Here is an 11214-nt window from a genome sequence, read left to right as displayed (position 1 = left end):
GCGGCGGCCTCAGCGGCGCGGCGGCGGGCTCGGTGGGTGGGCTTGGCGGCAGGGCGTTCCGCAGTAGCGGGCCGGGCGGCCGGTGCGGGCCTGCGCGATCGGCGCGCTGCACACGGGGCAGGCCGGGGCGGTCGGCGTGGCGGTCATCGCGGGCCTCTTGGCGTGGCCGTGGTCGACGAGGCGGTTTCGTCGCGCGAGCTCGCGGCCTCGAGGAGGCGACGCAACGCGGGAGCGGTCGGCGGGGTTTCGTCGTTGCGGCCGCGGACCTGGGAACCGGCCGGGACCGGCCCTGGCCACATCCGGCTACGGTGACTTCTCGAGTGCCGTATGCCGTCGCGTCGAGGAGGTGCCACCGTGGATCGGGGGGCGTTCACAAGGCTCGTCTGGCCCAAGCATGCCGAGCATGACATCGTGATGCGCGTCGGGGACCGCCTGGTGCATTGCGCCCACTGCGGTTGCTCCCTGCGCGCCATGCAGCCGCCTCAGTCGGGTTATTCCCACACGGCGATGTACTACGAGTGCGTGGGCGACGACTGCAGGCAGGTGGTTTGGGCCCGCGCTGAACTGGTGGACCGCGAGCTGCAGGAGTTCACCCGTCATCGGTTGTCAGATCCCTCGCCCGGCGCCGGATGGCAGCGGGCCCGGTTCGCCCTCATCGATGCGGAGCTGGCCGAGGCACGCGAGCTGTGGGCCTGGTACGCCGACCCGCAGCACCGGCGGCAGTTGGCGCGTGCCTTCGCCTGGTGGCGCGCGCCGCGCATGCTGCCGCTCATGCTGTTCGGACATGAATCGCTGTGGTGGGTGCGCTCCGGGCTACAGCAGCTCGGGGACGAGCTGGCCGGACAGGTCGTCAGACTGGCCGAGCGGCCGGTGCAGGCCACCGGTCGTACCCTGCTGAGCGTCCTGCGCGAGGCCCGCACCGCCTACAAGTCGGCGCACTCCGCCTGGTTGATGAAGGACTGGCCGAGCCCCGCCGCCCGCCGGCGTCTGGAGGAGTCCCAGGACCGGTTCTGGAACCTCCTCCTCGGCACCCAGTGGCGAGACCTAGGACCAGCCGAGCCGCCGGTCGACGACAGAGCCCTGACCCGGGACTGGACGCAAGAACACGGCATGCTGAGCCGTCGCAGGGAACTGTTACGGCTGGCCATCGACACCGACCGGCTCGTGCTGTACGGCTTGCCGGGTACCGCCCCACGAATTGAGGCGGTACCCGCATCGCCCTCGACCCGGTGACCGCCTCGGCGGCCCGCCCGTTCGGCCGCCTGCAGTGCGGGTGCCACCGGAATACGGCAGAAACGGGCCGCAGGCTTGATCATCGATCGGAATCACTTCACAGTTGCCACAACCGCACGGTGTCGTCACTGCTGCCGGTGGCCAGGAGCAGAGAGTTATATCGCGGATCGACCGTGAAGTGGGGGCGGGGGCGCGGCCCTGTCCGATCGGGAACAGCCCACCTCGAGCATTGGTATCTGAGCGCCCCACGCACAGCGAAGCACACGCGCTCATGACCCGGCGGCTGGCCAGGAAGAAGCCGCTGGCATGGACCCGAAAGCCAACGGCTGCGCCGTGGGCCCCCAGAGTGCCCCTGGCTCAGAAGGCCGGAGTGGGGCCCCACCTACGCGGTGGAAGCTAAGGATGCGATTTCAGAGTTCAGTCAAGGGGAGTCTGGTCCGCGATGTCGATGCCGGCCGAACGCAGACGCGCTTCGATCAACGCGGTCAGTCGGGTCCAGGCCGGCTTCTGCTCTTGTCCGTGGTGGGTGAGCAGGCTGTAGCGGATCGCACTGTCGGTGCGGGCCTGGAGTCCCGCCGGGATGGGCAGCAGTGCGCGATGGGCGAGGAAGTGGTCGGCGATGGCCGTGGCGAGTTCGTCGATGCGGGGGTCGTCCGGCTCCCACTCGGCGGCACGCCACATGCGCCTGATCAAGGACCCGTACCGAGGGTCGTCGAGGGCGCGCTCGATCCGGCAGATGTAGTCGTCGAAGCCCTCCGGCACCAGGGCTTTGATCAGCACCAGACCCTCCCGGGCCATCGTCACGTCGTCCGGGGTGAAGCCGAGATCGGCAGCCCTGTTCAGGAGGGCGAGAGCGCGATCGGGCAGCAGGGCCCGGTCGCCGCTGGCGAGCCGGCGCAGCGTCCCACGCCGCGCGATCAGATCGTCGATCCGGTCGGTGAGGCGCCGTTCGACGTCGACAAGTGCGGCGGCGAACCGGTCGGGATCGGCGTCGATGATCGCCCCGATCTCGGCCAGCGGTACGCCGGCGGCGGCCAGCGTCCGGATCTGGACCAGCCGCAGCAGGTCGGCCGATCCATAGCGTCGGTAGCCGGAGCTGTCGCGGCGGGGTTCATCGATCAGCCTGTGCTGGTGGTAGTGCCGGATGGCTTTCACCGTGACGCCGGCGAATGCCGCCGCCTGGCCGATCGTGACGCCGTCCGTCATCTGCTCTGCCGGCCTCGTGATCGTGGGGCGCCGGCGAGTTCGCGAACCGCGTCCGCGATCGCGCGGAAGTCCTTGCGCACGATCTTGCTGTGGTTGCTGGCGACCTTCGCACTCACCTTGATGTTCGGGTTGCGGACAAGCACCGGGGTGAGGGTGGCGCGCGCGCTTTCCATTTCATCATGGCCGCCTCCGAGGTTGGCGCCCGTGGCGACCACGTACCGGACCGGGCAGGTCGCACCGTCCAGGATCGGGCCGAGGGCGGCGCTGATCTCGATGAGCTCGATGTTGCTCTGGGCATGCTGCTCGGCGGACATCTTCGCGGCCATGCCCAGCCTGGAGAGCACCGGCAGCAGCCAGCGCAGCCGGCGCCACCACTGCCGGACCCGTTCCGGGGGAGCGTCGGGGTAGTCGTGCGGGTAGGCGCCGTCCACGGGCACCACCCCCAGGGCGCGGTCCGGATTCCGGCCGGCCCAGTGCACCGCGACCGCCGCGCCGTAGGACCAGCCGACCACAAGCGCCCGATCCACGCCCCTGGCCGCAAGGACGCTGCCGACGTCACGGACGTGCGTCTCGAACGAAGCGGCCGCGGCCGAACGCCTCGATCGGCCGCGGGCCCGCATGTCGTAGGTGATGTGCCGGTAGTCGCTGCCGAGTTCGGCGATGACCTGCCGCCAGTACGCCTGACTGGCGAACTGGCCATTGAGGTAGATCACGGGGCGGCCGGGCCCACCGGTGTCGGTCACGGCCAGTGCGGTGTCGTCGACCGGCACCATGCCGGTCCAGGAGGAGTTCGAGTCGGTCACCCCTTCAGCGTGCACCCTGACCTAGGGTCAAGGTCAAACCCAGGCGCAGGCATCGCGCACATCCGCCGAGGGGGCATGCGACCAAGCGTCTGACTTCGCCTGAACGTAAGGCGGGCAGTTACTCGGGACCGGTAGGCCAGTCACGACAAACAAACCCCCAACCCCGCATCCCGACTACGACCTCCCCCGGCCTCCTTCAGTTGGCGGAGCACGGTGTCGCCCTTCAGATGCCCGTACACCGTCGAGCGCGGCACACCGAACAGGTCAGCGATCTGCTGGACAGTCTTGACTCGCGCGTCGTACAACGCTTGGGCCAGCGCTGCCTGCTCGGGGGTGAGCCGGGGGCGACGGCCCCCGACCCGACCGCGCGCACGGGCGGAGGCCAGGCCGTCCATCGTGTTGGCGACGATCAGTTCGCGCTGCAGTTCGGACAGGACCGACAGCATGCCGAACATCGCGCGACCCTCCATCGTGTCGGTGTCGATGCCCTGCTCGATCACATGCAGGCCCACGTTGCGTTCGCGCAGGTCCACCCCGAGGGTGACCAAGTGCAGGACTGAACGCGACAGCCGGTCCAGGCGGGTGACCTTCAGCGTGTCGCCCTTGCGCAACAGTTGAGACCAAGTCGAGGCTGGGCCGGGAGGCCTTGGCGCCACTGGCCTTGTCCAGATAGATGTCGTTGCGGTCGACGTCTGCGCGCAGCAACGCGTCGATCTGGTGGTCGGGATTCTGGTCGGCGGTACTGACCCGCGCATAGCCGAAAAGCGCTGTCGAAATCTACTCCACGCACCGTTCACCGACATTGATTCTCGACACGAGCTATCGACAGTGCCCACCTGCGGCTCCGTGATCGAACCGAGACGTCAGCCAGAGGTTCTTTCGTTACCGCAGGTCAAACGCTACTTCGTTGGAAATTTCTTCATTGCTACTGGGACCCCCTCTGCTGCCGTGACGACTCTGCTGCCGTGACGACGCCGATGGCCCGGAGCCAGAGGGTCGAGTCGGAAAGAACTGGCGGAATCTGGGCGCAGGCCGACCAGTTTCCGGCATCGGCGGTGTCCATCTATTCGAGAGGAACGACAAGCGAGAAGGAGCCACCATGCAAGGGATGCCGCCGGCCGGGCAGAGCGATGCCCCGGCCCCTGACCGGCGCTCGGCCGAGGATCTGCTGGCGCTGGCGCTGGCGCGGCGAGGAGACGGTGAGGCGTTCCGCGGGCTCGTCGAGCCGTACCGGCGTGAGCTCCAGGTGCACTGCTACCGCATCCTCGGCTCGGTGCAGGACGCCGAGGACCTGCTGCAGGAGACGCTGCTGGCGGCCTGGCGCGGGATCGGCGGCTATGAGGAGCGCGCGTCGGTACGGACGTGGCTCTACCGAATCGCGACCAACCGCTGTCTCAACCTCCTGCGGGCCGGCGCCCGTCGTCCGCACGAATACGCGTCCTACCAGCCGGAGGTCCCCTTTCCCGAGCCGTCGCACCGCCGAGCGGAACCGAGCTGGCTGGAGCCGTACCCCGATGTGCTGCTCGACCAGATCGCCGACCACACGCCTGGACCGGAGGCGCGATACGAGGTCAGGGAGTCGGTGTCGCTGGCGTTCCTGGCAGCGCTGCAGCAGTTGCCGCCCAGGCAACGAGCCGTACTGGTGCTGCGGGACGTCCTGGGATTCCGGGCCGTCGAAGTGGCGGACATCCTCGACACGACAGAGAACGCGGTGACCAGCGCGCTGAAACGAGCACGGGGGGCGCTGGCGCGTGAGCTGCCGGGTCCCGGTCGGGAGAGCGCTCCGCTCCCCGACTCGCCACAGGAGCGCAGGATCATGGACGACTTCACCCGCGCGTTCGAGGCCGGAGACGTCGACGCGATCGTGGCCATGCTGACGAACGACGCGTGGCTGACGATGCCGCCGCTGCCGCTGGAATACCAGGGCGTGGACGCCGTCCGGCACTTCCTGGCCACCGTCGCGCTGCGCGGCGGCCGCCGGCACGTGCTGATCCCGACGCGGGCGAACGGCCAACCGGCGTTCGGCTGCTACATACGTGACCCGCGGACGCCGATCCTGCACGCGCACGGCGTGCTCGTCCTGACTCTGACCGGCGACCGGATCACCGCGCTGACGCGGTTCCTGGACAACTCACTTCTGCCGGTCTTCGGACTTCCACGATCGCTCCGCACCTGATGGGCGGCGTGTGGATGCAGATCCGACGCAGAGACAGCACGTGCAGGGGCGCGAGGATCCGCCCGTGCATCTCGAGAAGACCCGAGCAGATCTCGAGAAGACCTGAGCAGAAGGAGAAGCGGTGACCATCGACGGGGGACGGATGACGTCCAAGCAGGCATGGGTGTTAGCGCTTGCCTCACTGGCGTCGTTCATGATGGCCCTGGACAGCCTGGTCGTGACGACGGCGCTGAGCACGATCCGGCAGGATCTGACGGCATCGCTGGAAGCGCTCGAGTGGACCGTCAACGCCTACAACCTGACGTTCGCGGTCCTGCTGCTGACCGGAGCGGCGCTGGGTGACCGGTTCGGCCGCCGCCGCATGTTCGCCGTCGGGCTGGCGGTGTTCACCGTCGCGTCGGCGGCGTGCGCGCTGTCCCCGGACATCGGCACGCTCATCGCATCCAGGGCGTTGCAGGGTGTCGGTGCCGCGATGGTGTTACCGCTGTCGCTCACCCTGATCAGCGCGATGTTCCCGCCGCGGCAGCGGGGGAAGGCGATGGGGCTGTATCTGGGCATCACCGGGCTGGCGACGTTCAGCGGCCCGTTCGTCGGCGGCGTCATCGCCGAGGGGCTGGCCTGGCAGTGGATCTTCTGGCTGAACCTACCGATCGGGGTGATCGCCATCATCCTCACGGCGCGGCGCGTCGAGGAGAGCCTCGGACCGAACAGCCGGCTCGACCTGGTCGGGGTCGTGTTCGTGACCCTGGGCGCGTTCGGCATCGTGTGGGGTCTGGTCCGTGGGAACGCGGCCGGCTGGGGGAGCGCGGAGGTACTGGGCGCGATGGTGCTCGGTGTCGCGCTGGTGGTCGCCTTCGTGCTGTGGGAACAGCGCACGAAGGCGCCGATGCTGCCGATGCGGTTCTTCCGATTGAGGGCGTTCGCGACGGCCAACCCGGCCAACTTCCTCGTGTTCGCTTCGCTGTACGGCACGATGTTCTTCCTCGCGCAGTACTTCCAGACCGTACAAGGGGAAGGGCCGCTCGGCGCCGGCCTGCGGTTGATGCCGTGGACCGCGACGCTGATGGTGTGCGCGCCCATCGCCGGCCGGTTGGCCGACAAGGTCGGCGAGCGGAAGTTCGTGGTCGGCGGGCTGCTGCTGCAGACTCTCGGCATGGGCTGGATCGCGCTTGTCGCCGACACGGGCACGAGCTATCTCGAGCTCGTGCCCGCGCTGATCGTCGGCGGCGCCGGACTGAGCATGGCCATGCCCGCGGCGCAGAAGGCGGTGGTCGGAGCGGTGCGACCACAGGAAATCGGTCAGGCGTCCGGCGCGTTCATGATGCTACGGATCTTCGGTGGGGTGTTCGGTGTCGCGGTCTCGGTCGCCGTCTTCGCGAGCGCCGGGGGCTACGCGTCGGCCGAGGAGTTCGGTGCGGGCTTCACGGCGGCGATGGGCGCGGTGACCGTGCTCGCGTTCGTCGGCATGCTCGTCGCGCTCGGCATGCCGGGCAGACGACCGACCGCCGTGGCCGCACCACCGCAGGCGGCGAGCGCTGCCGGGGCCTCGCCGCGGCGATGAGCGTCATCCGATCGGAGGCCCCATGCGGCGCTCACGCGTTCACGGCGAGGTGAGTGGTTCGGCCTGGTAGGCCCGGTGCAGCAGCTCCAGGAAGGACGGCGCCTCAGGCAGGGGCACCGAGCCGATGCGGTGGACCGCCACCCCTGGCGTCCACGAGTTCATGACCACACCTCCGGCCAACGCCGGCAGGTCGGCGGGCGTGACCTCCTGGACGCGCTGCGGGACGCCCAGGCGATCCAGTTGCCGGCGGACGATGCCCATCGTGGTCCCGGCGAGCATCTCGGCCTCGGGCCACACCACCGCGGCGCCGTCCCAGAAGGCCAGGTTCCAGATCGTCGCCTCGCTGAGCCGGCCCCGCCGGTCGACGAAGGCGGCGTCGTCGAAGCCCTGTGCGACGGCCTGGCGCAGGAAGTACGTCTTGGCCACCTCGCCGACGTGCTTCACGGCAGGCAGGGCGCGTTCGTGTTCGACCGTCGTCAGTGTCAGCGGGCCCGCGGGGCCGGAGGCGGCCGGTCCGGTCCGGACGAGAACCTTGGGCTCCACCTCGGCTCCGGCCACGGTGAACTCGCCGGCGGGCGAGTAGACCGTCGCTGTGAGGGAGAGGTCGGCGGGGCCTGCCTCGATCGCCGCCCGCAGGTGGGCCCGTACCCGGTCGTCGGGCAGCGCCTGGCCGAACAGCTCCATCGAGGCCGTCCACAGCCGTTGCAGATGGAGGTCGAGGCCGCGGATCTGGCCCCCGCGCACCTGCATGGCGGTGAAGTGGGCATAGCCCGCGAAGGCGAGTGGCGCCAGATCCTCGGCGGTCGCCACCCGGCCGTTACGTTGAACGACAGCGGTCGAAGTCATGCAAGCCCCCCAAGACGGTCGCGGCGCTAGACTGATCTGCAGCGTGCGCAATCAGCAGCGTCCGCGATAGTTGCTAACGCGTCATGTTGCATAGGCAATAGTGCCCCATGCAAGAGTCGTTCGCAAGAAGGGGTGGGGCCTGTGGAGATCGATGACGACGCCGCCGAGGCTCGCGCGCAGGGTTGGCGCACGCTGGCGGCGCTGCACGCGCGGATCGAGGACATGCTCGAGCGGGCGCTGCAGCGCGAGCACGACCTGTCGGTGAGCGAGTACAGCGTGCTGGACGTGCTGGCCCGCCAGCACGGCTTCCACCTGCGGATGAACCAGCTGTCCAGGGCCGTGGTGCTGAGCCGCTCGGCCACCACCAGGCTGGTGACCCGGCTCGAACAGCGGGGGCTGCTGCAGCGGTATCTGTGCCCCGACGATCGCCGGGGCATCTACACCGAGCTCACCGCCGAGGGCAGGGCCGCGCTGGAGCGGGCGCGTCCGACCCATGACGCCTCGCTGGCCGACGCCCTGCGTCAGGCGGAGGGCCTGCCGGAGCTGGCGCCCCTCGTCGGCACGCTCGCCGCGCTGCCCCTTCGGGGTTAGGGGCACCGCGGAGTCCGCCGCGGGCGAGGAGCCGTGTGGCGGAGGGAGGCCGGGCCGCGAGAGCGACGCTTTCGCGGGCCCCGGCTGTCTTCCGCGCTGCGGTCAGCGGGCGGCGGTGACCACGATCTTGCCGAACTGGGTGTTGGACTCCATGTGCTGGTGCGCCTGCACGATCTCCTCCAGCGGGAACAGCCGGTCCACCACCGGGCGGAAGGCCCCGTTGCGCAGGCCCGAGGCCACGAACGCCGCCGCCCGGCGCAGCCGCACGGGGTCCTTCGTGGTCTCCAGCACCGTGTAGGTGCGCATGTTGAGGGCGGGCATGCCCAGGGTGAATCCCGGATAGGGCGTCGGCTGCCCGCTCAGCCCGCCGTACAGGAAGTGCGTGCCGCCAGGGGCCACCACCCGCGCCAGGTCGGTCACGCCCGGCCCCGCGACGGCGTCGAAGACGTACTCCACCCCCTTGCCTCCGGTCAGGTCGAGCAGCCTGGCCGCCACGTCCTCCTCGTCGGAGACGATCACCTCGGCCGCGCCCTCCTTGAGCAACCGCTCCTTCTTCTCGCTGGTGCGGGTGATGGCGATCGGTGTGGCGCCCACCCGGTTCGCGGTGTGGATCGCGGCGAGGCCGACGCTGCTGGAGGCGGCGTTCAGCGCAACGGCATCGCCAGGTCGCATCCCGCCCACCTCCACCAGCGCGCCGTACGCGGTCAGGTAGGGCATCCACACGGACGCGCCGGAGACCGCGTCCACGCCGTCGGGCCGGTGCAGGAGCGCGGCCGCGGGGACGATCGCCTGCTCGGCGTAGACGCCGTAGTCGTTCTGGGAGAACGCGGGCACGCTGCTGACCGCCTGCCCCGCCTCGAACCTGGTCACGCCGGGGCCGACGGCCTCGACCACCCCTGCCGCCTCGGCGCCGAGCCTGGCGGGGAAGCGCTTCACCTGCTCGATGTACTCACCGCGCCGGAACAGCGCCTCGGCCCTGTTGATCCCGATCGCCTCCACCCTGATGCGCACCTCGCCCGGCCCCGGCTCGCCGGTCTCCAGGTCCTCCAGCCGCATCACTTCGGGCCCGCCGATCTCGTGGAACCGCACAGTCCTTGCCATGGCGCCGTCCTTCGCTCGTCGTCAACGCGCTCCACTGTCGGGCAAAAGTACGATGGCTGTCAAACTTCGATGGCTGTCGTACTATTGGCTCATGGGACGTACGCCTCCGCACCCCGAGGTGCCGCAGTTCGACCTCCAGCGAATCCTGGAGGCCCTCGTCGATCCGGTACGCCGCAGCATCGTCACGCAGCTCGAGGCGGCCGGCAAGGACATCAAGTGCGGGGACTTCGACATCCAGGTCAGCAAGTCCACCGCCACCCACCACTTCAAGGTGCTGCGCGAGGCGGGCCTGATCCGGCAGTACTACGTGGGGGCCTCGCGGATGAACGCGCTGCGCCGCGCCGAGATGGACGAGGCCTTCCCCGGCCTGCTCGACGCCCTCACCACCCCTCAGGCGAGAGGGGTGGGCCTGGCCGTCTCGGCCAGATCTACTTTGTAAAGGGCGTGGGCGGGTGCAAACCCCCGTCAGTGAACCGAGAAGCCGCCGTCGACGAAGAGCAGCTGACCCGTGACGAAGGCGGAGGCGTCGCTGGCTAGGAAGACCGCGGCCCCTCCGAAGTCGGCCGGCACGCCGTTGCGCCCGACCATGTGGCGGGCGGCGAGCTCCTCGACCCGTCCGGGGATGGACTGGGCGGGCTCGGTCAGCGGGGTGAGCACGAACCCGGGGATGATCGTGTTGATCAGCACGCCGTGGCGGGACCACGCCTCGGCCTGCGAGCGGGTGAGCCCGGCGATGGCGGCCTTGGCGGCGCCGTACACGCCGCTGTCGCCGAAGGCGCTGATGGTCTGCTGGGAGCCGACGTTGATGACCCTGCCCCAGCCCCGCGCGGCCATCAGGGGGCAGAAGTGCTGGCCGAGCAGGTACGGCGCGGTCAGGTTGACGGCGATCGTCTGCTCGTAGTCGTCGTCGGTGAGCTGCGCCATGGGCTTGCGGATGTTGTTGGCCGCGTCGTTGACGAGGATGTCGATGTCGCCCGCCTCGGCGATGACCCGCTCGACATCGGCGCGCCGGCCGAGGTCGGCGCTGATCCATGAGGCGCGTACGCCGTGGGAGCGCAGCCGGTCGGCGGCCAGACTGAGCTCCTTCTCCCTGCGGGCGGCGATGACCACGTCGGCTCCCGCCCTGCCGAGAGCCTCGGCGATGGCGTAGCCGATGCCGGAGCTGCCGCCGGTGACCAGGGCGGTGCGTCCGCTGAGGGAGAAGAGTTCGCGTAGGTAGTCAGACACGACCCGACAAAATACCAGGCGCGGAGGGTCACGCTGCCGGGTGGGACGGGGCGTCGTGGCCGGAGAAGAAGGCGGTCAGGACGGGGGCGAGCGCCTCGGGCTTGACCATGTGGGTCTGCCCGGGGAGCGTGCGGTGGTCGGCGCCCGGCAGGACGTCGGCCAGCTGCCTGGCTCCGTTGCGGATCCAGGTGGGGCTCCTGGCGCCGTCGGCCACCAGGACCGGCATGGTGAGGGCGGTCCAGCGGTCGGTGGGGAGCGGGTGGCCGAGCTGGCGCTCGCCCATGATGGTGAGGTCGTAGGCCAGGGTGTGGGCGACGCTCTTGAGCTTGCTCCAGGCCGGCATGAAGCGCATCATCGCGACCACGAGGCCGGGCAGGTTGACGCCCTTGCTCATGAAGAGTTTGACGGCCTCGCCGCGCTTTCCCGCGGCGAGGAGCGTCTGTGTCCGGGTGAGGAGGTCGGCGGGGGCG

Annotated in this window: 12 protein-coding genes and 1 pseudogene; 5 read left to right on the top strand and 8 right to left on the bottom strand. The window is 69.9% G+C overall.

Features of this window, described 5'->3' with window-relative positions:
- Positions 1 to 354: 354 nt before the first annotated feature.
- Positions 355 to 1233 carry a hypothetical protein gene (locus ABFX50_RS49460; protein ID WP_346158004.1) on the top strand — a complete coding sequence of 293 codons (879 nt, stop codon included), beginning with the start codon at positions 355 to 357 and terminating at the stop codon, positions 1231 to 1233.
- A gap of 417 nt (positions 1234 to 1650) precedes the next feature.
- Here ABFX50_RS49460 and ABFX50_RS49455 read toward each other — a convergent pair whose 3' ends face one another.
- The 4 genes and pseudogenes from ABFX50_RS49455 to ABFX50_RS51695 all read right to left on the bottom strand — a co-directional run.
- A complete protein-coding gene (locus tag ABFX50_RS49455; RefSeq protein ID WP_346158001.1) occupies positions 1651 to 2439 on the bottom strand; it encodes a MerR family transcriptional regulator in 789 nt (262 codons plus the stop codon).
- Positions 2436 to 3242, bottom strand: coding sequence for an alpha/beta fold hydrolase (locus tag ABFX50_RS49450; protein ID WP_346157997.1), 807 nt, complete (start codon positions 3240 to 3242; stop codon positions 2436 to 2438). The genes ABFX50_RS49455 and ABFX50_RS49450 overlap by 4 nt, the downstream gene beginning before the upstream one ends.
- 140 nt (positions 3243 to 3382) lie before the next feature.
- Positions 3383 to 3853 (bottom strand): recombinase family protein, encoded by a 471-nt coding sequence (locus ABFX50_RS49445; protein ID WP_346157993.1) that lies wholly within the window; start codon positions 3851 to 3853, stop codon positions 3383 to 3385.
- 19 nt (positions 3854 to 3872) lie between these two features.
- Positions 3873 to 4019 (bottom strand): annotated as a pseudogene (locus ABFX50_RS51695) (recombinase family protein); the annotation flags it as partial.
- A gap of 322 nt (positions 4020 to 4341) precedes the next feature.
- Between ABFX50_RS51695 and ABFX50_RS49440 the strand changes: the two are divergent.
- A complete protein-coding gene (locus tag ABFX50_RS49440; RefSeq protein ID WP_346157991.1) occupies positions 4342 to 5418 on the top strand; it encodes a sigma-70 family RNA polymerase sigma factor in 1077 nt (358 codons plus the stop codon).
- A 121-nt stretch (positions 5419 to 5539) separates the two neighbouring features.
- Positions 5540 to 6979 (top strand): MFS transporter, encoded by a 1440-nt coding sequence (locus tag ABFX50_RS49435; RefSeq protein WP_346157988.1) that lies wholly within the window; start codon positions 5540 to 5542, stop codon positions 6977 to 6979.
- A gap of 39 nt (positions 6980 to 7018) precedes the next feature.
- Here the strand turns inward: ABFX50_RS49435 and ABFX50_RS49430 are convergent, their stop codons facing one another.
- Entirely contained in the window at positions 7019 to 7825 is an 807-nt protein-coding gene (locus ABFX50_RS49430) for an aminotransferase class IV family protein (protein ID WP_346157985.1), read from the bottom strand.
- 141 nt (positions 7826 to 7966) lie between these two features.
- Here ABFX50_RS49430 and ABFX50_RS49425 point away from each other — a divergent pair, with 141 nt between their 5' ends.
- Positions 7967 to 8416 carry a MarR family winged helix-turn-helix transcriptional regulator gene (locus ABFX50_RS49425; protein ID WP_346157982.1) on the top strand — a complete coding sequence of 150 codons (450 nt, stop codon included), beginning with the start codon at positions 7967 to 7969 and terminating at the stop codon, positions 8414 to 8416.
- Between the two features lie 102 nt (positions 8417 to 8518).
- On the opposite strand, the gene ABFX50_RS49420 is transcribed toward ABFX50_RS49425, so the two are convergent.
- A complete protein-coding gene (locus ABFX50_RS49420) occupies positions 8519 to 9517 on the bottom strand; it encodes a zinc-dependent alcohol dehydrogenase family protein (RefSeq protein ID WP_346157979.1) in 999 nt (332 codons plus the stop codon).
- Between the two features lie 91 nt (positions 9518 to 9608).
- Here ABFX50_RS49420 and ABFX50_RS49415 point away from each other — a divergent pair, with 91 nt between their 5' ends.
- Positions 9609 to 9956, top strand: a complete 348-nt coding sequence (locus ABFX50_RS49415; protein WP_346157977.1) for an ArsR/SmtB family transcription factor — start codon at positions 9609 to 9611, stop codon at positions 9954 to 9956.
- A 26-nt stretch (positions 9957 to 9982) separates the two neighbouring features.
- Here ABFX50_RS49415 and ABFX50_RS49410 read toward each other — a convergent pair whose 3' ends face one another.
- Complete coding sequence (locus tag ABFX50_RS49410) at positions 9983 to 10744, bottom strand: SDR family NAD(P)-dependent oxidoreductase (RefSeq protein ID WP_346157975.1); 762 nt, start codon at positions 10742 to 10744, stop codon at positions 9983 to 9985.
- A 28-nt stretch (positions 10745 to 10772) separates the two neighbouring features.
- On the bottom strand, positions 10773 to 11214 hold a 442-nt coding region (locus ABFX50_RS49405), incomplete at its 5' end, for an alpha/beta fold hydrolase (RefSeq protein WP_428834738.1).

It is taken from the genome of Nonomuraea recticatena, from assembly GCF_039533245.1.
Taxonomy (GTDB): domain Bacteria; phylum Actinomycetota; class Actinomycetes; order Streptosporangiales; family Streptosporangiaceae; genus Nonomuraea; species Nonomuraea roseola.
The sequence above is the reverse complement of the archived record's forward strand: the minus strand, read 5'-3'. Positions and strand labels throughout refer to the sequence as shown.